Genomic DNA, 19,450 nt, shown 5'->3' with positions numbered 1-19,450 from the left:
CCGCCCACAGGACCCTAGCCCCAGCTCTTGAGACCCAGCAGCTTCTCGCCAAGCTCGGTCAGCTCCGCCGTCTTGGCATGCTTCTTCTCCCAGTCACGCGGATCGCCTGGAAAAGCGTCGCGCTGCGGATGGTCGAGTTCGCGCCATAGCCGGATCCGCTCCGTCCGCTCGGCCACATTGGCCTCGTCCGCCGGATACATGGAAATATACTGTACCATCCGCACCCGGTCCGCGGAATGGTTCGGCCGGACGCCATGCGCCAGCAGCGTGTTGAAGATCATCAGGTCGCCCGGCTCCATCTCGATATTGGTGATCTTGAGCCCGGTGGTATCGGGATGCATCGGGTCGCGATCCGCCGGCTGCGTCTTCACCCAATTGTCGAAGTCGTAAAACAGCTCGGGAATGCACTGGAACCCGCCGACATCGCCATCCTGCTTGACCAGGCTCAACACGCCCTGGACGCCGATCGGCAGCGGATCGAGCGAAGTATCGCTGTCCCAGTGGATGAAGCCATTGGGATTGCCATGCACCTTCTTGGGCACATTGAGATTGGCCCGGTCGATGCTGGTCCACAATTCCTCGATATCCCAGATATCGACAAAGGCGTCATAGACGCGGGGCTCCATCCGATTGTCCCACAGATACTGGTGGTTGTAGATCTCCACCATGCCTGTGCCGTTGAGCTCCTTCATCTTGTGGTCGCGCCGCTGCGGCGCATACCAGGTGCTCGGATCAGCCGGATTCTTTTCGTCAAATTCCCAGAGCAAGCCCTTGAGCCGCTCCACATTTTCCGGCGGTACCGCACCACGCACAATCACATAGCCTCTGGTTACCCAATGCTCCCAGTCTTCCGGGCTCAGCACCCGCAGCGGCAAAGTCTTGACGATATCCTTGAGCTGGGTGGTCACCACCTGTGTGGTCGGATGGCTGTCGCGTTTCGTGGCTGGCTGCATGTCTCTCTCCCATGATTTTCCCCTATGGGGCCTGCTGATGGAAATGAGGCTAGCGCAAAGGCCGGCGCGCTTCTTGCCGCGCGCCAGCAATTATTGATACTATTCTGGCGTAGAGATCGATTGGATCGCCATATGAAGTCCTATCTCGAGCACCTGACGCCAGACGATGACGCCTCCTGGGCCACGCTCGACCGCCAGCTCGACGACGGCATTCCGTTCCATTGGCACCACCACCCCGAGTTTGAGCTGACCCTCACGCTGAACTCGTCCGGCCAGCGCTTCATCGGCGATCACATCGGCCGCTACGAGCCTGGCGACCTCGTCCTGATCGGTCCCTACCTGCCCCACACCTGGCATTCGCTTGACCGACCCGACGCCTCCCGCCCGCATAACGCCCTCGTCATGTGGTTCCTGCCTGAATGGGCCGAGCGTCTGACCGCCAATGCCGAACTGCGGCCGGTGGCAATCCTGCTGGCTCGCGCCGCCAATGGCATCAAATTCTCCGACGCTGCCGCCAGCGCTGTCCGTCCAGCCGTTGAACAGCTCTTCACCCTGCCGCCCGTCGAACGCTTCCTCGGCCTTGTTTCTATCCTCAGCACCCTTGCCGGCGACCGCCATTCCAGCGTGCTCTCGGCCACGGCACCCGAGCTAGCGCCGGCCTCGACCAACCGCGGCCGCATCGACCGTGTGCTCGACCATATCCACGCCAATTTTTCAGGCCCGGTTGCCATTGCCGAATTGGCCAATATTGCCGCGCTCAGCCCATCGGGCCTGCATCGCACCTTCCTGCGCCACACCCGCCAGACCGTCAGCCAATATCTGATCCGCCTGCGCATCGGTCGCGCCTGCGCCCTGCTCTCCTCCGACACCATGCCCATTGGCCAGATCGCAGGCGCGGTCGGCTATGACTCGCTGGCCAATTTCAACCGCCAGTTCAAGACGCTGAAAGGCACGACGCCACGCGCTTACCGCAAGGCCTTCGCGGCCTGACCCGACCGTCCGGAGGCATTGACTAATCCGCAAGGGCGCCATCTGACGTGATGCCCGAAGGCCAACGCAATCAAGGCTTGGAAATCCGCCATACCACTGATCATTTGAACGCTGGAGCCGACCATGACGATCAGGATCGTTCCATTTTCCGACCTAAGCCTTTCTCAGCACGAAACCGCTGCCGAAACGCTTGTTGCAGCGCTTTGTCACGTCCCGTCCGCCTGGAAAACCATCAGTGAGGCCCACGACGAGATCAACAGCCTCCTTGCCAACCCGGAGTGGACCGGCCTCGCTGCGATCGAGAACGATGTTGTCTGTGGCTGGACAGGCGCCATTGCCAGCTATTCTCATGCCTGGGAGCTTCACCCGCTGGTCGTCGCGCCGCGATATCAGGGACAGGGCATTGGCAGGCGTTTGATCTGGGCCGTCGAAGACAAGGCGCGCGCCGCCAGCGTGCTCGCCCTATACCTTGGCAGCGATGACGATTTCGGCGGCACCACCGCTTTCGCCGCAGACCTCTATTCCGACACGGCGTCCATGCTTCGCAATCTCGCGCCACTCCCCGACCGGAAGCACCCGCTTGCCTTCTACAAAAAGTGCGGTTTCACCGTCGTCGGCTTCATCCCTGACGCAAATGGATTGGGCAAGCCCGACATCTGGCTTGCCAAGCGATTGCAGCCGTAGCCTGGTGAAACTGAGGCGCCCGCTTCTGATGACAAATTCTCTTCCCGGGGGACGTATTCAACGGTGGCTTCGCTTGGCCGATACTGAACCCATTTCGGATAAAGACGCCATCCTCGCAACAACCCACAACCTTGGCCGCATGACGCCGCAACCTAGGGAAGACCTGGCCCGTTATGCGTGCCGGGATGCTCAAGGCATCCGTAAAAACCTGCAGATCGCCCCATCTGCACAAAACTTGCCCGGAACGTGAAAACGTTCCGGGCTTTTCATTTGATACCGATAGAGCGGTCGAAAGACCGCTCTTGTCCGACTAGGCGAGGAAGGGCGTTGCTGCTGCCAGCACAGCACTCTTGCTCATGGGCTTGTCGAACCCGCCGTCCCAGCCAAATTTGAGGCCGATGCGGCGAACTTCAGATGCGTGGCGCGCCTCAACCGAGTGAATCTGCAGGGCGACTGTCAGAACCTCACGCGAACCCATCAGATTGCCGGCCTGGCCCTTATAGGCAGCTACGCCCAGGTCCTCGAAAGTCTGGCTGAGGGTAAGGAAGGTATCGAAGTTTTCCCATACATCAGCGTATTTGCCGCCAGCGGTGAAGTCGACGCCAGGTGCAGCCACAGCCGCCGAACCCAGAACGCCCTTGAGCAGCTTGACGTGCGCGTTTTCGTGTTGACCGATCGTGCGGAACACCGTGCGATACTCGGAGGGTATGACACCGGACTTGTTGCCCTGATTATAGAAAGCAGCTTCGAGATATTCCAGCGTCAGTGCGAAGTTGAGCGTGTCGACGATGACCTGCGGCATGGACTGACCAAAGGCCTGGTTGGAGGCCAGCGCCAGCACCAGCGGGGCGCTGGTCATGATGCCGGCGGCCTTGGCGTATTTGGTGAAGACGTCGCGGCGACCCTGAACGATAGTGTCGGCCAGTTCCGGCTCGATGGCGGAGAGAATGGTCTCTTGTTGTGTCATGATCGTCTCTCCTTATGGCAGGGTTGCAGCGGTGACGGGCGTCGCGATGAATGGCGCGGCGGCCTTGAGGACCTCTGACGGCAGCAGGGCACCGTCGAGGCCCTGGTGGTCGACGTTGCCGCGCCCGGCAGCTTCGGCGCTGAAGGGCTTGAGCAAATCGGCAATCGCCGCCGCATGGCGGGCCTCAATCGATACGATCGAACCGGCAGCGACCAGATAGTCCGGGTTGGAAATGAGCTGGCCGGCGCCATTGTAGGCAGCAACGCCGAGGTTCTCGAATACGTCGGCCGTGGTCAAAACGCTGCGGCGGCTGGAGAAGTCGACGGCTGAGAAGTCAACCTCAAGGCCAGGGATGGCATTGCCGCCCAAGGCCTTTTTCAGGAAATCTCGATGGGCGATTTCATGGTCGCGGATCTGGGTGAGGATGCGTTGATCGTTCACCTGCATCTCACCGAAAGGCGTATCGAGTACCTGGGTATAGAACGCTGCTTCAAGCTGTTCGAGTGCATAGGCGTAGTTGAGTACACCGATATCACCATCACCCAGCTCAGCACCCAGAGCTGCTGAAATGCCAAAATTGGGGAGGAGAGAACCGGCAACTGCAATGGTCCCGGCAGCGCCGGTCCACTTCAGCAGGTTGCGCCGTGACAGGCGGGACGACACGTTCATGATCGAAGTCTCCATTTGCTGCGTTCTCAAGCAGCTACGGGCCCCTAACGATCAAGTTTCGGATTTCATCAATCTATCTTTTTCGCCAATGCGTGAACCTATTTCACACTGCGCCGTTCACGCGAACCCGTAAGGAACAATTGCTACCGCCCGCCGAAAATAGTCATTGCTTCTGCCGCAGTGGAGGCAGGAAATACCAGTGAGATAGATCTTCATTCCCATTATGGATTCCGCCTCAAAAGGGGAATTGAGTATTGCTCCCCAAAGTGCTCGACCTGATCAGAGCAGATGGCATCGAACCGATTGCGAGCCAGCCAGCCAGCCAAGCCTGTTCAGGACGGCTAGCGCGATGTCAAAGCAACCTTAACATCTGACCCAAACGTTCAGCATCTCTTGGATCGAGGCGACAAACAGCTTGGTCAGTGCTTCCGGCATCAGTTCGGTCACCGGCTCCCGCTGTAGCTAGTTCCCCGCAAAATCCCATCGCCACAATAATTTCCACTCTTGCCGGATCGGCTTGGCGCTGTTCTTCGTTAGGCTGCGCCTCCCGGAGTTACCATGACACTTCCCCAGATCCTCGCCTTCTCCATCATCGGCCTCATGATGGTGGCCTTTGTCTGGGGGCGCTGGCGCTATGATCTGGTGGCCGTCGGCGCCCTGCTCGCGGCGCTGGCCGTGGGCGTCGTCCCGCCCGCCGAGGCCTTCACCGGCTTTGCCGACGACATCGTCATCATCGTCGGCGCAGCCCTGGTGGTCAGCGCGGCCGTTTCCCATTCCGGCATCATGGAAGTGGCGGTCCGCCGCTATGCCCCCAACATTGCTTCGCCTCGTGCGCAACTGATCCTGCTGGTTGTGATCGTCACCATACTCAGCGCCTTCGTCAAGAATATCGGCGCGCTGGCCATCATGATGCCCATCGCCTTCCAGATGGCCCGCAAGTCTGGCGTATCACCATCGCTTTTCCTCATGCCCATGTCCTTCGCTTCGCTGCTGGGCGGGCTGATGACCCAGATCGGTACCTCGCCCAATATCATCGTTTCGCGCGTCCGCGAGGAGATGACCGGTGAGGCTTTCACCATGTTCGACTACACGCCCACCGGCCTCGCGCTTTCTGTGGTCGGCGTCATCTTCCTCGCCCTCTGCTACCGCCTGCTTCCCGAGCGCCGTCGCGAAGAAACCGGTCTCGATAAAGCCATCGAAATCAAGAACTACACAACCGAAGCTCGCGTAACGGATGAATCTTCTGCCGTCGGCAAGACGGTGTCGGAGATTCAGCGCAATGCCGATGGCCAGGCCATGATCATCCGCATCCAGGGCGCCAACGGCCAGAAGCGCACGCCCCTGCCCGATGCCAAGCTGCGCGCCGGCGATATCCTGCAGGTGGAGGGCTCCGCCGAAGGCCTCGACAACATGGTATCGCAGTCCGGCTTGGTCTTTTCTGACCGCCGCAGCGGCGCCAGTGTGGAGGACCTCGGCACCATCGAAGCGGTCATCGGCGAAAGCTCGGGCCTGATCGGCGCCACGGCCAAGCAGCTCTCCCTCTTCGATCGCACTGGCGTCAACCTTCTCGCCGTCAGCCGCCGCGAGCAGCGCTTCACCGAACGCCTGGGCGAAATCCGCTTCCAGAATGGCGACGTCATCCTGCTTCAGGGTGACCTCAAGCAATTGCCCGAAGTCCTGCGTGAATGGGACTGCCTTCCGCTGGTCGAGCGTGGCCTGCGCCTCGGCAGCGTCCGCAATGGCCTCATTCCACTCGGCATTCTGCTCGTCGCCATGGCTGCCACAGCCTTTGGTGTGGTCCCGGTCGCGCCGGCCTTCTTTGCCGCCGCAGCCGCCATGGTTCTGTCCCGCTCCATCCCCCTGCGCGACGTCTACAACCGGCTCGATGCCCCCATCCTCGTCATGCTGGCCTGCCTGATCCCCGTTTCGGATTCGTTGCGTGCGACGGGCGGCACCGAACTCATCGCCAGCTGGCTTTCGGCCACCGCCAGCACCATGCCGGGATGGGGCGCCCTCGCGCTTATCCTCGTCGCCGCCATGGCCGTCACACCCTTCCTCAACAATGCCGCCACTGTCCTGGTCATGGCGCCTATCGCAGCAACCTTTGCCACCGACCTCGGCTACGCCCCGGAGGCCTTTCTCCTCGCCGTGGCCATCGGCGCTGGCTGCGATTTCCTCACCCCCATCGGCCACCAGTGCAACACGCTGGTCATGGGCCCCGGCGGCTATAAATTCGGCGATTACTGGCGTCTCGGTGCCCCGCTGTCCCTGCTCGTGGTTCTGGTCGCCGTTCCAGTATTGATGATCGTCTGGCCCTTCTAACCAGCCCGCAGGGCAAAACCGCTCCAGTGGCTGGAACGCCATGAGGGCTATGCCTGAACGGCGTGAAGGGGCTAGAACCGCCCCATGCATACGCGTCACACCATCACCCTGCCCGGCCGCGCGCCGCTGATCCTCGGCGAAACACCGCTGGTCATGGGCATTCTCAACGTCACCCCGGACAGCTTCTCCGACGGCGGCCAGCACAATCTGGTCGAAAGCGCCCTCGCCCACGCCCGTGAAATGATCGCCGAAGGCGCCGACATCATCGATATCGGTGGCGAGAGCACGCGGCCTGGCTCTGCCCCGGTCGGCGTCCAGGAAGAGCTCGACCGCGTCATGCCGGTCATCGACGCCCTGATTGCTGCCGGCATCACGACACCGCTCTCGATCGACACCTACAAGCCTCTTGTCGCCGACCAGGCCATCCAGGCCGGGGCGTCGATCATCAACGATGTTCATGGCCTGCAGGGCGCTGCCGAAATGGCCGAGATCGCCGCCCTCCACCAGGCGCCTGTCATCGCCATGCATTGGCAGAAAGATCGTGACACCCAAATTCCCCTCCTCGACGACATGCGTTCTTACTTCGAACGCAGTATCGCACGGGCCCGGGAGGCGGGGATAAGTCAGCTGATTTTGGACCCGGGATTTGGCTTCGGGAAGACGCTGGCGGAAAATTACCAACTCATCACAAGAAGTCGTCAAGCATGCTTGGACGACCTGCCGATCCTCATCGGTACGTCGAGAAAATCCATGATTGGCAGGCTCTTGGGCAATGAACCCTCGGAGCGCCTGGCCGGTACCATCGCCACCAATGTCCTCGCCTACCAGAATGGCGGTCACATCTTCCGCGTCCATGACGTCCACGCCAACCGCGATGCGCTTCGTGTTGCCCAAGCCGTGCTATATGGTCCGCCGGAAGAAGGAATTAGCGCATGACGCAAGCGTTCACGGGCGACCGTATCATCCTCAGGGACCTCGGTTTTTACGGCTATCACGGCGTCATGCGCGAGGAAAACGCGCTTGGCCAGCGATTCTTCATCGATCTTGAATGTGGCCTCGACCTCAGCCGCGCCGCTTCGACGGACAGCATCAACGGTACGGTGTCCTATGCCGATGTCTATGACGTGGTGAAAGCCGCCTTCGAGGGAAGGCGCATGCATCTCATTGAGGCCGTTGCACAAAATATCGTGGACGCGATCTTTGACGCCTTCGCTGACGTGACCTGGATCGTGGTCCGGGTGCGCAAACCCGAGGCGCCCATTGCCATGGTGCGCGGCGAGGCAGCGATTGAACTGCATCGCCAGCGGAAAATCCAATGACCTCAATGGCCTGGCTCAGCCTCGGCGCAAATATCGGCGCCGATCCGGCGGCACAAGTGCTTGCTGCCGTAGAGAAAATTGACGCTGCGGAAGAGATCCGGGTGACTAGGCAGTCCAGCCTGATGATCACAAAGCCCTGGGGCAAGCTTGATCAGCCCGACTTCGCCAATCTGGCGATCGAGATCGAGACCACGCTCAAACCGCTGGAGCTGCTCGATATTCTGCAGGCCATCGAGCTGGAAATGGGCCGCGTCCGCGTCGAAGTCTGGGGTCCGCGGGTGATCGATATCGACATCATCGCCTACGACCAGATCGAGATGAACACCCCGCGCCTGACCCTGCCGCACCCCCACGCCCACGAGCGTGACTTCGTGCTAACACCCCTGGCCGAAATCGCCCCTGATGTTAGCAGACTGCTAACATCAGGGACCGCCAGAACGCACTAGGTGTGAATCAGGCGCGAAGCGCGTCGATGACGAAGACGGCGGTGTCGAATTCGACCTTGCGCTTGACCCGGCGCTCCGCGGCTTCCTCGTCCTGGCCCCACTGGCTGATCTGGTAGTCTTCGTCAACATGGGCGGACTTCCAAACCAGTTCGGGTGAAAACAGCTTGTGCAGCAGGCCAATGGCCAAAAGTCCTGAACCGGTAAGGCCGGTAATCGACACAAGCGCCGTCAAGGTTAGCAGATTTTCGCCATCCAGCGACTCGGCCAGCCGATCCAGCGTCGCCTGCGGCTGTGCTCGATGGATGATACCTGTGGTGGGCGCAAAACCGACGCCGAAGTAACGCGCCAGGGTTTCGAGGGCATTGTCCCAGATGATTTCCTGCTCGGAAACCAGTTCCTGCGGCGCATCAGCCCGATAGAGCAACAGGTCATTGGCGGCGAATTTGACCACCTCGTCGCGGAACGCCGGGACCATTGCCTCGCCACTCTCGACGGCGGAATTGACCAGCCGCACCATGGGCATGGTGGTGGCATCGATGAACTCGCCCTGCGCCGACCATTCCTCGGCCATGGCCGTGGCGATGGCGGCGGCAGGCACCGACACGGCCACCTTGCCCGGTGTGCGGGTCTGGCGACCGTCCAGCGTCACGACGAAACCCTCGTCCGTCGGCCCTGCAGCGACATCCTTGTAGAAGCGCTTGGGCAGTTCGACCTTGTCGAGCTGCTGCGCCCGGCCGTAGCCATCGTTGAGATGCTGCTGAATGTCTTCGAGCTGGTCGCGCATGGAAAGGCCTCAGTCCAGAAGTTTGCCGATCGCGCCGACCAGCTGGTCATAGCGATCGATCATGGTGTCGGCGCCGACGGCAATCAGTTCGCGCGGCTCGTGATAGCCCCAGGTGACGCCGATGGTGCGGGTCTTGGCGGCGACGCCCATTTCGATATCGAAGGTCGTGTCGCCGATCATCACGGTCTCGGCCGGTGAAGCGCCGGTCTCGCGCATCGCCGTTTCCAGCATGCCGGGATGTGGCTTGGAGGGATTGTGATCCGGCGTCTGCAGCGTGACGAAATGATCGGTCAGGCCATGCAGTTCGAGAATGCGATGCACGCCACTGAGCCCCTTGCCCGTGGCAATGCCGAGGACGACATCGCCCTGCGCCTTGAGGGTATTGAGGGCATCCAGCGCGCCAGGAAACAGCCCTTCCCGGCTTTCGCCATCAAGCAGCGAGGCGCGGTAATGCGCCTTGTAATCATTGACCAGCTTGTCGATCAGCACGGCATCATCGCTATGGGCCAGCCGGGCCAGCGCGATCGGCAGGGACAGGCCGATGACCCGGCGCGACTGCGCAGGGGTCGGCGGCGTCAGGCCGGCGCCGGCGAAAGTGGTCGCCATATGCTCGGTGATCAGCGCCTGCGTGTCGATCAGCGTGCCATCCATGTCGAAGACGACGAGCTTCATGCGCCGTCCTCGGGGTCGGTGCTGACGTCATAGCGATCGGGATCAAAACCCAGCGTCTCGAAGCTCGCCCGCATATGCGGCGGCAGCGGCGCAGAAATGTCGAGGCGCTTGCCCCCGCGCAGCGGAATGGCGATGCGGCGGGCGTGCAGATGCAGGCCCTCGGCAAGCCCCGGCGCGCCCTGCCAGTTCTCGATGTTGAAATAGCGCGGGTCACCGATGATCGGCGTGCCGAGCTGCGCCATGTGCACGCGCAGCTGGTGCGTGCGGCCGGTCACCGGCTTCAGCGTCACCCAGGCAAACTTGCGGCTAGCCGTATCGGTGGTCGAATAATAGCTCTGCGAATGCTGGGCGCCCGGCGCGCCATTGCGCACCACGACCATCTGCTCGCCATCGTCCGTGCTCTGGCGGGCGAGGAAGCAGGAGATTTCGCCCTGCTGCGGATGCGGATTGCCGGCAACAATGGCCCAGTAGATCTTCCGCGCCGAGCGCGAGCGAAACACATTGCCGAAATGGCTGGCCGCCGCCTTGGTCTTGGCCACGACGAGACAGCCCGACGTATCGCGATCGAGACGATGCACCAGGCGCGGCGCTTCGCCCTTCTTGTTGGGCAGGCTCTTCAGCATGCCGTCGAGATGCCGGCTCTGCCCGCTGCCGCCCTGCACGGCCAGGCCATGCGGCTTGTTGAAGACATAGATGTCCTCGTCTTCATAAAGGATCAGATCCTTGAGGAAGCGGGCATCGGCCTCGTTGAGCTTGGGGGCCCGCACCACGTCGGCATCGTCGATCGGCGGAATGCGCACGGTCTGCCCGGCCTGCACGCGCGTGCTGGTGGTGACCTTGGCCTTGTCGACCTTGACCTCGCCATTGCGGATCAGTTTCTGCAGCCGGCCAAAGCCAAGCTGGGGGAAATGGGTGGCGAACCAGCGATCGAGACGCATGCCGTCTTCGTCGTCGTTTACCTGCCGCTGTTGTACGCCACTCATGCCACGCCTCGGGTCACCAAAAGGCCGAGATAAAGCCCAAAGAGGCAGAGCACAACCGACAACAGCACATAGGCCCCCGCCGAAAGCCATTCTCCCCGCTCCATCAGCACGATCGCATCGAGCGAAAAGGAGGAGAAGGTGGTGAAACCGCCCAGAATCCCGACGGCCACGAACAATCGCGCATCCTCCTGCCAGGTGGGCAGCAGGCGGGCCATCAGCCCGACGAACAGGCCCATGGCGAAGGCGCCGATGATGTTGATAAGCAGCGTCGCGAGCGGGAAGGACATCGGCCAGAGCCGGCCGACCAGCACACCGGTGCCGTAGCGCGCCATGGCGCCCAGTGCGCCGCCGGCGCCAACAAGAAGGAAGGGATACATCTATTCTTCGCCCCGCTTGGCAGCGCGCAGCCGTTCGAAATAGTCGATGCGCTTCTTCAGGTCCCGCTCGAAGCCGCGTTCGACCGGCTCATAGAACTTCTGCCGGCCCAGCTTTTCGGGGAAATACTCCTGGCCGGAAAACGCCTCGGGCGTATCGTGGTCATAGATATAGCCATCGCCATAGCCAGAACCCTTCATCAGCTTGGTCGGCGCATTGAGGATGACCATGGGCGGCATGGGTGAGCCGGTCTCCCTGGCCACCACCATGGCGGCCTTGAAAGCGGTGTAGACGGCGTTGGATTTCGGCGCGAGCGCCAGGTGCACGACAACCTGGGCCAGCGCCAGTTCGCCCTCGGGAGAACCCAGCATTTGATAGGCGTCGCGCGCTGCCACGGCCATGGGCAGCGCCTGCGGATCGGCCTCGCCGATATCTTCGGACGCCATGCGGATCAACCGCCGGGCGAGAAAGAGCGGATCCTCGCCCGCCACCAGCATGCGGGCGAAATAGTAGAGCGCCGCATCGGGGTCCGAGCCGCGGATAGTCTTGTGCAGCGCGGAGATGAGATTGTAGTGACCGTCCTGCGCCTTGTCGTAGATCGGCGCGCGGCGTTGCACGACGGTCAGCAGGGCGCTGGCATCGAGCGTCTCGTCCTGCCGCGCCGAGGCGAGGATTTCTTCCACCAGACCCAGCAGCGCCCGGCCATCGCCATCGGCGAGCCCGAGCAGCGTTTCGCGCGCCTCCTCGGTCAGTGGCAGCTTTTCGCCCACCAGGTCTTCGGCCCGCTGCAGCAGCAATTCGAGATCTTCGCGCGCCAGCGACTCGAAACGCAGCACCTGACTGCGCGACATCAGAGCGGCATTGAGCTCGAAGCTCGGATTTTCTGTCGTCGCGCCAACGAGAATGATGGTCCCGTCTTCCATCACCGGCAGGAAACTGTCCTGCTGCGCGCGGTTGAAGCGGTGGATTTCGTCGACGAAGAGCAGCGTGCGGTGGCCGGAGAGGCGCTCGAAGCGTGCCTTCTCGAACACCTTCTTGAGCTCGGCGACGCCCGAAAAGATTGCCGAGATCTGCACGAACTGCACGTCAATCTGCTCGGCCAGCAGCCGCGCCACCGTGGTCTTGCCCGTGCCCGGCGGGCCCCAGAGGATCAGTGAGCCCAGCCGGCCAGAGGTGATCATGCGGCGGAGCGTGCCATCGGGCCCCAGCAGATGGGTCTGGCCGATGACCTCGTCGAGGCTCCGCGGACGCAACTGGTCGGCGAGCGGGCGGGCCTTGTCGGTGTCGGAAGGGTCGGCGGCGAAGAGATCGGACATGGAGGGGTTTTAGACGATTGCGAAACATCCTGCCACGCCCTCGTGGTTCGAGGGTCGCTTCGCTCCCACCTCACCATGAGGTCTGTTGATACTTCAGGTTTTCAGTGGCCCTCATGGTGAGGTGCGAGGCTCTTGCCGAGCCTCGAACCACGAGGGCGTGGCACTATCCAGAAACAATGCTCCGGCTCACCCGTCCATCCCGCTGCAGGATGATCTGCCAGGTCCGCGCCCTTTGGCTGGCCGTGTCGGAAAAGGCTTTCGCTGTGTCCATGGCCTGATCATTGAGCGAGAGGATCACGTCATCCACCCGCATGCCCATCTGTTCGGCGGGCGAGCCGGCTTCGACGGCGGTGACGATCACGCCCCTGGCGTCATAGGGCAGGTTCTTGGACTCGGCGAGCGCCGGATCGAGCTGTCGCACGCTGGTACCGGTAAAGCGGGAGCTACCGGTGATGGTGGCCAGCATGTCGTCGCCCACGGTTGGCGCGGCTTCCACATTGAACTGCACCTGCTCCGTCGTGCCGCCGCGCAGCCGTTCGAGCGTCGTCACCTGCCCCACGGGCTTGGTGGCGAGGCGGAAGTTGAAGGCGCTGGGATCGTCCACGGCGACGCCATCGACGGAGAGGATGACGTCACCAGCCGCAAAGCCAGCCCGAGCGGCCGGACCGTCCGGCGCCAGTTCGGCAATCAGCGCCCCATGCGGCGCCGCCATGCCAAGGCTCGCGGCGATATCGGAATTGACCGCCTGCAGCTTGGCGCCGAACCATGGCCGCACGATCTCGCTGCCACTGACACCCGCCTCGGCCACCAGCCGCGCCATATTGGCCGGAATGGCAAAGCCGATGCCGACCGAGCCGCCGGTCTGCGAATAGATGGCGGTATTGATGCCGACCAGATTGCCATTGAGATCGACCAGCGCCCCACCGGAATTGCCCGGATTGATCGCCGCGTCGGTCTGTATGAAGAATTCATAGTCCGAGCTTTCGACACCCGTCCGCGCCAGGGCCGAAACGATACCGCTGGTCACCGTCTGGCCGACGCCAAAGGGGTTGCCGATGGCCAGCACCAGATCGCCGACCAGCAGCGCATCGCTGTCGGCAAAGGTTATGGCCGGGAAAGTCGTCTCGCCCGGATCGCGCACGCGCAGCACGGCGAGGTCTGTCTGGGCATCCTCGATCACCACGTCGACGGCAAATTCCCGCCCGTCGCTCAGCGCAATGCGCACATCGGTGGCCCCTTCGATGACGTGACGATTGGTGAGGATCACCCCGCCCGCATCGACCACGACGCCCGAGCCCAGCGACCGGCTTTCCCGCGGCCGGCTCTGGAACTGCCCCTCGCCAAAGAAGCGCGAGAAGAACGGATCATTGGCAAAGGGCGAGGTCTGGCGCTGCTCGATGCGCGTCGCATAGACATTGACCACCGAGGGCGCCACGGCCTTGACCACGGGCGCAAAGCTCAGCTTCACCTGCGCATCGCTCTGCGGCACCGCCAGCGTCTGGGCTGGCGCAACCGGCGGCGCCACGGCCACCTGCGCCACACTGGGCGCGTTCCAGGGCGAAAAGGCCAATGTGCCGCCAATCGCGAGGACGGCAATGGCCGAACCAGCGAAAAGCCATGCGCGCAATGTCATGTCGATAACTCCATGCGAAACTGGTGCAGAGGCAGGCGCCCGGATTCTGGCACGACCGTGGCAATTTCATTACCGATCGGTAGGGTCACGTAGCTGTTTGCCGCCGGCACTGGAACGGGCAATGGAACTGTCTGCATTGGCACTGGATTAACCTAGGCAAGCCAAGGCTTTCTCATCGCTTTGCACCGTCATCTGACGGTCGCAATTTGCATCCAAATAATCGTTTGCGCCGGGGGTCACACGGCCCTATATGCAGCGCTTCTTTCCACCCATCTCCCAGCCCGAAAGGCCAGTCGTCGATGACCACCGAGCCGAAGCACGTTTACCCGAACACCTCTGCCCTCATTGCGGCCGAAGCGCCGGATTTTCCGGCTTTCCTGTTCTCCGAACGCGAGCTTCACAAGGCCACGAAGGTCTTCAAGAAGGGCTTTGACGGGCTGCTCACTTATGCCGTCAAGTGCAACCCCTCGCCCCATGTGATCGCCCAGCTGCACCGCGAGGGTCTGAAAGCCTTCGACGTGGCCTCCAACACCGAAATGGAACTGGTGCGCGACCATGCGCCGGGCGCGGTGATGCACTATAACAACCCGATCAAGAACAAGCGCGAAATCGCTCGTGCCTATGAAGAGTTCGGCGTTCGCAGCTTCACCATCGACCACCCCCAGCAGCTCGACCAGCTTGCAGCCGTGGTCTCGCCCAGCAAGGATGTGGAAGTCACCACCCGCTTCAAGGCCGGCAAGGCGCTGAAGTCCTATGACTTCGGCATCAAGTTTGGCGTCATGGAACAGGGCGCGGCCGAAATCGTCACCGCCGTCGAAACCATGGGCTATACGCCCAGCCTCTGCTTCCATGTCGGTAGCCAGTGTGAAGACGCCTATGCCTATGAGCGCCACATCGCGGCCGCCTCGCGCATCGTTGCCGAAAGCGGCATCGAGCTGAAACGCCTCAATATCGGCGGCGGCTATCCGGCCCCCTACCCGACCAGCGAAGCGCCGCCGATGGACTATTTCTTCGAGACCATCTCCACGGCCGTTTCCGACCATTTCGGCGACAAGAACCGCCCTGAGCTGATCATCGAGCCCGGCCGCGCCCTCGTCACCTCGTCGACCTCGCTGCTGCTGCGTGTGAAGCACCAGCGCGGTGGCCAGTCGGTCTATGTCAATGACGGCGCCTATGGTGCGCTCAATGAAGTCAAATTCATGCACTTCACCCCGCCGGTCCGCGTCTGGCGCGGTCCGCGCCTGCATGACAATGACCAGGAGTTCAGCGAATTCACCATGTGGGGCCCCACCTGCGACAGCTATGACGTGCTGCCCCAGGTCTTCACCCTGCCCGCCGATATCGACGAGGACGACTGGATCGAATTCGGCCTGATGGGCGCCTATACCCAGGCAACGCTGACCCCCTTCAACGGCTTCGACCGTCGCGACCAGTTCTGGGTTGACGAAGCCTATACCGGCAAGGACCAGCAGCCGGAATAATCGGTAGCGCGACCGTTACAATCGAAATCCCCGCTTCGGCGGGGATTTTTGTTTTTTGGGCGAATTGCCCTAGAGTGTCACCATCAGCCTTTTCCACCCCGATCGATATCGGAACTGAAAATGCCTCCCATCCCGCCTCTGGCCGACTTCGGCTGCCGCATCATGATCAATGGCCCCAGCAATGCCGGCAAATCCACGCTGGCCGATGCCATTGCGCGCAAGCTGGACATTCCGCCCGTCCATCTCGACCGCTTCAGCCACGAAGAGCATGGCAATTGGATCCCGCGCAGCGAAGAAGCCTTCCAGGCGCTGCACGACGCCGCGATCAGGGATGACGCCTGGGTCATGGATGGCAACTATTCCCGCCTCATGGCGCAGCGCTACGCCCGCGCGACCGGCATCGTGGTCATCGACGATCATCTGCTCAGGCGCTACCGCCGTTATTTCTACCGCAGCCTGTTCCAGCAGCGGCGGCTCGGCGGTCTTGCGAGCGGCCAGGACGGCGTGAAATGGGAAATGATCCGCTGGATCTGGAAGACCCGCCATCAGGGCAAATATGAGCAGGTCGCTCGCCAGACCGGCCTGCCCGTGGTCACCTGTCGAAATCAGGCCGAGCTGCAGCAACTTTACGGGGCCTGGGGCCTCGATCGTCGCTGATCTTCAAGCCAGTTCCTCGGCGAGGCCGATGAGAATGCCCTCCGGCCCGCGGATATAGCAGAGCCTGTAGACGTCCTGATAGTTGACGACCTCGTCCACCAGCGTCGCGCCGCGCGTATAGAGCCGCTCCAGCACAGCGTCTAGATCATCCACGGCAAACATGACGCGGAGATACCCAAGGGCGTTCACCGGGGCCCTGCGGTGATCCTCGACGACCGCAGGCGCCAGGAACCGGGAAAGTTCGAGCTGGCTGTGCCCGTCCGGCGTGCGCATCATGGCGATCTCGACCTGCTGGCCGTGCAGGCCGGTGACCTTGCCGGACCAGCCGCCTTCGATCTTCGAACGACCGACCAGTTCGAGGCCCAACTCGACGAAGAATTCTATCGTCGCATCGAGGTCTTCCACCACGATCCCGACATTGTCCATGCGCTTGACGGCCATGCTAAGTCCTTTCCCGGTTCCTTCAGTGCGGGCGCCACACTCCCGATGTCATCCCGGCCTTGAGCCGGGACCCATCCTGAGATGGCTCCCCAACCGCAAGGTCGCTGTGATTGCTGCAACCACCTCGCGGCCGTCACGAGATCTCGAGATGGGCCCCGGCTCAAGGCCGGGGTGACATCGCGTATGAGGAGAGATCTAAGCACACGAAAACCCCTCGACACCATCCAGACAAAGCAAAACGGCCCCGGGGTTACCCGGAGCCGCTTCAAAAGTCTGGCGATCAATACGAGCTTATGCGGCTTCGTATTCGTCGTCTTCGCGCACCTGGACCGGACCGGAGTCCTGGCCCTTGGCGTTGACGTCGCGATCGACGAACTCGATCACGGCCATCGGGGCGTTGTCGCCGTAGCGGAAGCCAGCCTTCATGATGCGGATATATCCGCCCTGGCGTTCCTTGTAGCGCGGGCCAAGCACTGCGAAGAGCTTGGCAACCTGGGTTTCGTCGCGCATCTGGGCGATCGCCTGACGACGAGCGTGCAGGTCGCCGCGCTTGCCGAGGGTGATCAGCTTCTCGACGATCGGACGCAGGTCCTTGGCCTTGGGAAGCGTGGTAACGATCTGCTCGTGCTTGATCAGCGCGGCGGACATATTGGCGAACATTGCCTTGCGGTGCGAGGCGGTTCGGCTGAGCTTGCGGCCGGAATTACCGTGGCGCATGGGTTATCTCCTAAAAGTCTTTGGCGGCGCCGGATCAGTAGTGATCTTCGTAGCGCTTGGCGAGGTCATCGATATTCTCGGGCGGCCAATTGGCCACGTCCATCCCGAGATGAAGCCCCATCTGTGCCAGGACTTCCTTGATTTCATTGAGCGACTTGCGGCCGAAGTTCGGCGTCCGCAGCATCTCGGCTTCCGTCTTCTGGATAAGGTCGCCGATGTAGACGATGTTGTCGTTCTTCAGGCAATTGGCCGAGCGGACCGAAAGTTCGAGTTCGTCGACCTTCTTGAGCAGAGCCGGGTTGAAGGCCAGTTCGGGAACGGCATCCTGTGCCTTTTCCTTGCTGGGCTCTTCGAAGTTCACAAAGACCGACAGCTGGTCCTGGAGGATGCGAGCGGCATAGGCCACGGCATCTTCCGGCGACACGGCGCCATTGGTCTCGATCTGCAGGGTCAGCTTGTCCTTGTCGAGGCTTTCACCCGCACGGGTGGCATCGACCTTGTAGCTAACGCGGCGAACCGGCGAAAACAGCGAGTCGACCGGGATATAGCCGATCGGTGCATCTTCGGGACGGTTCTTGTCGGCAGCGACATAGCCCTTGCCAGTGTCGACGGTGAATTCGATGTTGATCTCGGCGCCGTCGTCGAGATGGCAGATCACCAGCTCGGGGTTCAGCACTTCGATGTCGCCGGTGACCTTGATGTCGCCGGCGGTCACTGCACCTGGACCCTGCTTGCTCAGGTTCAGGCGCTTGGGGCCTTCGCCGCCCATCTTCAACGCGATTTCCTTCACGTTGAGGACGAGATCGGTGATGTCTTCACGCACGCCCGGAAGCGAGGAGAATTCATGCAGAATGCCGTCAATCTGGATTGCGGTAACTGCCGCGCCCTGGAGCGACGACAGCAGCACGCGACGCAGGGCGTTACCAAGGGTAAGCCCGTAACCGCGCTCAAGCGGCTCGGCTACTACCGATGCCACGCGCGCGTTGTCGCTGCCCGAAACAATCTCCAGCTTGGTCGGCTTGATCAGTTCTTGCCAGTTCCTCTGGATCGTCACGGTTATGTCCTTTCAAAATCGCGGCTCCAGCCCGAGCCGCTCCGCCGCAAACGCAATAAGACTCCCGGCCCATTCAATCGGCCGGGAGCTCTTCAATCGGTCTAGATTAGACGCGGCGCCGCTTGCGCGGGCGGCAGCCATTGTGCGGGATCGAGGTCACGTCACGGATCGAGGTGACGTTGAAACCAGCAGCCTGCAGCGCACGGAGTGCCGATTCACGACCCGAACCCGGACCACGAACTTCCACTTCCAGGGTCTTCATGCCGTGTTCCTGCGCCTTCTTGGCAGCATCTTCAGCAGCAACCTGGGCAGCATAGGGGGTCGACTTGCGCGAGCCCTTGAAACCCATCACGCCCGACGAGGACCACGAAATCGTGTTGCCCTGCATGTCGGCGATGGTGATCATGGTGTTGTTGAACGAGGCGTTCACGTGGGCAACGCCCGAGGTGATATTCTTGCGCTCTTTACGACGAACGCGTGCGACTTCAGCTTTAGCCATTGTATTCCTCTAAACGATATCAGCGCTGCCGTTAGCCATCTGGCCCCGGCAGCTACATCGAAGAACCCGATGAAACGGGTTCTTACTTCTTCTTGCCAGCGATTGGCTTTGCCGGGCCCTTGCGGGTGCGGGCATTGGTGTGGGTGCGCTGACCGCGGACCGGAAGGCCACGACGGTGACGCAGGCCACGGTAGTTGCCGAGATCCATCAGGCGCTTGATGTTCATCGCAACGTTACGACGAAGATCGCCTTCCACGACGTAGTCGCGGTCGATGGCTTCACGGATCTGGATGACTTCCGCGTCAGTGAGCTCGTTCACACGGCGCTCTGCCGGAATGCCAACCTTGGCGCAGATATCCTCGGCGAACTTGTCGCCGATCCCGTGGATATACTGCAGCGCGATAACGACGCGCTTATTAGTCGGGATATTGACGCCAGCAATACGTGCCACGTCTGCTCTCCTTCATTCAGCGCGAACCATCACGGCT

At 61.8% G+C, this 19,450-nt stretch carries 23 protein-coding genes; 9 read left to right on the top strand and 14 right to left on the bottom strand.

Annotation, left to right across the window (positions count from 1 at the left end):
* Positions 1 to 14: 14 nt before the first annotated feature.
* On the bottom strand, positions 15 to 953 hold the full coding sequence (locus tag P0Y65_06405) for a phytanoyl-CoA dioxygenase family protein (GenBank protein WEK05883.1): 939 nt from the start codon (positions 951 to 953) through the stop codon (positions 15 to 17).
* Positions 954 to 1,085: 132 nt separating this feature from the next.
* Between P0Y65_06405 and P0Y65_06400 the strand changes: the two genes are divergently transcribed.
* The 3 genes from P0Y65_06400 (at position 1,086) to P0Y65_06390 (ending at position 2,877) form a co-directional block, all read left to right on the top strand.
* The gene (locus P0Y65_06400; protein WEK05882.1) at positions 1,086 to 1,943 is read left to right on the top strand and encodes an AraC family transcriptional regulator; all 858 of its coding nucleotides are present in this window, start codon (positions 1,086 to 1,088) and stop codon (positions 1,941 to 1,943) included.
* Positions 1,944 to 2,066: 123 nt separating this feature from the next.
* Complete coding sequence (locus tag P0Y65_06395; GenBank protein ID WEK05881.1) at positions 2,067 to 2,627, top strand: GNAT family N-acetyltransferase; 561 nt, start codon at positions 2,067 to 2,069, stop codon at positions 2,625 to 2,627.
* A gap of 73 nt (positions 2,628 to 2,700) precedes the next feature.
* Positions 2,701 to 2,877, top strand: a complete 177-nt coding sequence (locus P0Y65_06390; GenBank protein ID WEK05880.1) for a hypothetical protein — start codon at positions 2,701 to 2,703, stop codon at positions 2,875 to 2,877.
* Positions 2,878 to 2,937: 60 nt separating this feature from the next.
* Here the strand turns inward: P0Y65_06390 and P0Y65_06385 are convergent, their stop codons facing one another.
* Entirely contained in the window at positions 2,938 to 3,594 is a 657-nt protein-coding gene (locus tag P0Y65_06385; GenBank protein ID WEK05879.1) for a ferritin-like domain-containing protein, read from the bottom strand.
* Positions 3,595 to 3,606: 12 nt separating this feature from the next.
* Positions 3,607 to 4,263 (bottom strand): ferritin-like domain-containing protein, encoded by a 657-nt coding sequence (locus tag P0Y65_06380; GenBank protein WEK05878.1) that lies wholly within the window; start codon positions 4,261 to 4,263, stop codon positions 3,607 to 3,609.
* Between the two features lie 558 nt (positions 4,264 to 4,821).
* Between P0Y65_06380 and P0Y65_06375 the strand changes: the two genes are divergently transcribed.
* From P0Y65_06375 to folK, 4 genes are all read left to right on the top strand, one after another.
* Entirely contained in the window at positions 4,822 to 6,585 is a 1,764-nt protein-coding gene (locus tag P0Y65_06375) for an SLC13 family permease (protein ID WEK05877.1), read from the top strand.
* 84 nt (positions 6,586 to 6,669) lie between these two features.
* Positions 6,670 to 7,521, top strand: coding sequence for a dihydropteroate synthase (gene folP, locus P0Y65_06370; protein ID WEK05876.1), 852 nt, complete (start codon positions 6,670 to 6,672; stop codon positions 7,519 to 7,521).
* A complete protein-coding gene (folB, locus tag P0Y65_06365) occupies positions 7,518 to 7,904 on the top strand; it encodes a dihydroneopterin aldolase (protein WEK05875.1) in 387 nt (128 codons plus the stop codon). Before folP ends, folB begins: the two co-directional genes overlap by 4 nt.
* Positions 7,901 to 8,350 (top strand): 2-amino-4-hydroxy-6-hydroxymethyldihydropteridine diphosphokinase, encoded by a 450-nt coding sequence (folK, locus tag P0Y65_06360; GenBank protein ID WEK05874.1) that lies wholly within the window; start codon positions 7,901 to 7,903, stop codon positions 8,348 to 8,350. Before folB ends, folK begins: the two co-directional genes overlap by 4 nt.
* 7 nt (positions 8,351 to 8,357) lie before the next feature.
* On the opposite strand, the gene P0Y65_06355 is transcribed toward folK, so the two are convergent.
* From P0Y65_06355 to P0Y65_06330, 6 genes are all read right to left on the bottom strand, one after another.
* On the bottom strand, positions 8,358 to 9,134 hold the full coding sequence (locus P0Y65_06355; GenBank protein ID WEK05873.1) for an ATPase: 777 nt from the start codon (positions 9,132 to 9,134) through the stop codon (positions 8,358 to 8,360).
* 9 nt (positions 9,135 to 9,143) lie between these two features.
* Positions 9,144 to 9,806, bottom strand: a complete 663-nt coding sequence (locus P0Y65_06350) for an HAD-IA family hydrolase (protein WEK05872.1) — start codon at positions 9,804 to 9,806, stop codon at positions 9,144 to 9,146.
* A complete protein-coding gene (locus P0Y65_06345; GenBank protein WEK05871.1) occupies positions 9,803 to 10,789 on the bottom strand; it encodes an RluA family pseudouridine synthase in 987 nt (328 codons plus the stop codon). The genes P0Y65_06350 and P0Y65_06345 overlap by 4 nt, the downstream gene beginning before the upstream one ends.
* On the bottom strand, positions 10,786 to 11,166 hold the full coding sequence (gene crcB / locus P0Y65_06340; protein ID WEK05870.1) for a fluoride efflux transporter CrcB: 381 nt from the start codon (positions 11,164 to 11,166) through the stop codon (positions 10,786 to 10,788). Before crcB ends, P0Y65_06345 begins: the two co-directional genes overlap by 4 nt.
* The gene (locus P0Y65_06335) at positions 11,167 to 12,480 is read right to left on the bottom strand and encodes a replication-associated recombination protein A (GenBank protein ID WEK05869.1); all 1,314 of its coding nucleotides are present in this window, start codon (positions 12,478 to 12,480) and stop codon (positions 11,167 to 11,169) included.
* Positions 12,481 to 12,643: 163 nt separating this feature from the next.
* Complete coding sequence (locus tag P0Y65_06330) at positions 12,644 to 14,113, bottom strand: DegQ family serine endoprotease (protein WEK05868.1); 1,470 nt, start codon at positions 14,111 to 14,113, stop codon at positions 12,644 to 12,646.
* A gap of 299 nt (positions 14,114 to 14,412) precedes the next feature.
* Here P0Y65_06330 and P0Y65_06325 point away from each other — a divergent pair, with 299 nt between their 5' ends.
* Together P0Y65_06325 and P0Y65_06320 are read left to right on the top strand one after the other, a co-directional pair.
* Positions 14,413 to 15,594, top strand: a complete 1,182-nt coding sequence (locus P0Y65_06325) for a hypothetical protein (protein ID WEK05867.1) — start codon at positions 14,413 to 14,415, stop codon at positions 15,592 to 15,594.
* 120 nt (positions 15,595 to 15,714) lie between these two features.
* The gene (locus tag P0Y65_06320; GenBank protein ID WEK05866.1) at positions 15,715 to 16,251 is read left to right on the top strand and encodes an AAA family ATPase; all 537 of its coding nucleotides are present in this window, start codon (positions 15,715 to 15,717) and stop codon (positions 16,249 to 16,251) included.
* 3 nt (positions 16,252 to 16,254) lie between these two features.
* Here P0Y65_06320 and P0Y65_06315 read toward each other — a convergent pair whose 3' ends face one another.
* From P0Y65_06315 to rpsM, 5 genes are all read right to left on the bottom strand, one after another.
* Positions 16,255 to 16,692, bottom strand: a complete 438-nt coding sequence (locus tag P0Y65_06315; protein ID WEK05865.1) for a VOC family protein — start codon at positions 16,690 to 16,692, stop codon at positions 16,255 to 16,257.
* A 291-nt stretch (positions 16,693 to 16,983) separates the two neighbouring features.
* Positions 16,984 to 17,409 carry a 50S ribosomal protein L17 gene (rplQ, locus tag P0Y65_06310; protein ID WEK05864.1) on the bottom strand — a complete coding sequence of 142 codons (426 nt, stop codon included), beginning with the start codon at positions 17,407 to 17,409 and terminating at the stop codon, positions 16,984 to 16,986.
* A 34-nt stretch (positions 17,410 to 17,443) separates the two neighbouring features.
* Positions 17,444 to 18,469, bottom strand: a complete 1,026-nt coding sequence (locus P0Y65_06305) for a DNA-directed RNA polymerase subunit alpha (protein ID WEK06742.1) — start codon at positions 18,467 to 18,469, stop codon at positions 17,444 to 17,446.
* Between the two features lie 100 nt (positions 18,470 to 18,569).
* Complete coding sequence (gene rpsK, locus P0Y65_06300; GenBank protein WEK05863.1) at positions 18,570 to 18,962, bottom strand: 30S ribosomal protein S11; 393 nt, start codon at positions 18,960 to 18,962, stop codon at positions 18,570 to 18,572.
* An 82-nt stretch (positions 18,963 to 19,044) separates the two neighbouring features.
* Complete coding sequence (gene rpsM / locus P0Y65_06295; protein ID WEK05862.1) at positions 19,045 to 19,413, bottom strand: 30S ribosomal protein S13; 369 nt, start codon at positions 19,411 to 19,413, stop codon at positions 19,045 to 19,047.
* Positions 19,414 to 19,450 lie beyond the last annotated feature (37 nt).

Origin of the sequence: Candidatus Devosia phytovorans (assembly GCA_029202405.1) — a bacterium.
Lineage (GTDB): Bacteria > Pseudomonadota > Alphaproteobacteria > Rhizobiales > Devosiaceae > Devosia > Devosia phytovorans.
This window is presented reverse-complemented; position numbering and strand designations above follow the sequence as displayed.

Excerpts from the sequence above, each read along its gene's own strand:
- folK (WEK05874.1), top strand. The coding sequence starts at position 7,901 with ATGACCTCAATGGCCTGGCTCAGCCTCGGCGCAAATATCGGCGCCGAT.
- folP (WEK05876.1), top strand. The coding sequence starts at position 6,670 with ATGCATACGCGTCACACCATCACCCTGCCCGGCCGCGCGCCGCTGATC.
- rplQ (WEK05864.1), bottom strand. The coding sequence starts at position 17,409 with ATGCGCCACGGTAATTCCGGCCGCAAGCTCAGCCGAACCGCCTCGCAC.
- P0Y65_06345 (WEK05871.1), bottom strand. The coding sequence starts at position 10,789 with ATGAGTGGCGTACAACAGCGGCAGGTAAACGACGACGAAGACGGCATG.
- P0Y65_06325 (WEK05867.1), top strand. The coding sequence starts at position 14,413 with ATGACCACCGAGCCGAAGCACGTTTACCCGAACACCTCTGCCCTCATT.
- P0Y65_06375 (WEK05877.1), top strand. The coding sequence starts at position 4,822 with ATGACACTTCCCCAGATCCTCGCCTTCTCCATCATCGGCCTCATGATG.
- P0Y65_06335 (WEK05869.1), bottom strand. The coding sequence starts at position 12,480 with ATGTCCGATCTCTTCGCCGCCGACCCTTCCGACACCGACAAGGCCCGC.
- P0Y65_06395 (WEK05881.1), top strand. The coding sequence starts at position 2,067 with ATGACGATCAGGATCGTTCCATTTTCCGACCTAAGCCTTTCTCAGCAC.
- P0Y65_06315 (WEK05865.1), bottom strand. The coding sequence starts at position 16,692 with ATGGCCGTCAAGCGCATGGACAATGTCGGGATCGTGGTGGAAGACCTC.
- P0Y65_06320 (WEK05866.1), top strand. The coding sequence starts at position 15,715 with ATGCCTCCCATCCCGCCTCTGGCCGACTTCGGCTGCCGCATCATGATC.
- P0Y65_06385 (WEK05879.1), bottom strand. The coding sequence starts at position 3,594 with ATGACACAACAAGAGACCATTCTCTCCGCCATCGAGCCGGAACTGGCC.
- rpsK (WEK05863.1), bottom strand. The coding sequence starts at position 18,962 with ATGGCTAAAGCTGAAGTCGCACGCGTTCGTCGTAAAGAGCGCAAGAAT.
- P0Y65_06400 (WEK05882.1), top strand. The coding sequence starts at position 1,086 with ATGAAGTCCTATCTCGAGCACCTGACGCCAGACGATGACGCCTCCTGG.
- P0Y65_06355 (WEK05873.1), bottom strand. The coding sequence starts at position 9,134 with ATGCGCGACCAGCTCGAAGACATTCAGCAGCATCTCAACGATGGCTAC.
- P0Y65_06330 (WEK05868.1), bottom strand. The coding sequence starts at position 14,113 with ATGACATTGCGCGCATGGCTTTTCGCTGGTTCGGCCATTGCCGTCCTC.
- folB (WEK05875.1), top strand. The coding sequence starts at position 7,518 with ATGACGCAAGCGTTCACGGGCGACCGTATCATCCTCAGGGACCTCGGT.
- P0Y65_06380 (WEK05878.1), bottom strand. The coding sequence starts at position 4,263 with ATGAACGTGTCGTCCCGCCTGTCACGGCGCAACCTGCTGAAGTGGACC.
- crcB (WEK05870.1), bottom strand. The coding sequence starts at position 11,166 with ATGTATCCCTTCCTTCTTGTTGGCGCCGGCGGCGCACTGGGCGCCATG.
- P0Y65_06350 (WEK05872.1), bottom strand. The coding sequence starts at position 9,806 with ATGAAGCTCGTCGTCTTCGACATGGATGGCACGCTGATCGACACGCAG.
- P0Y65_06405 (WEK05883.1), bottom strand. The coding sequence starts at position 953 with ATGCAGCCAGCCACGAAACGCGACAGCCATCCGACCACACAGGTGGTG.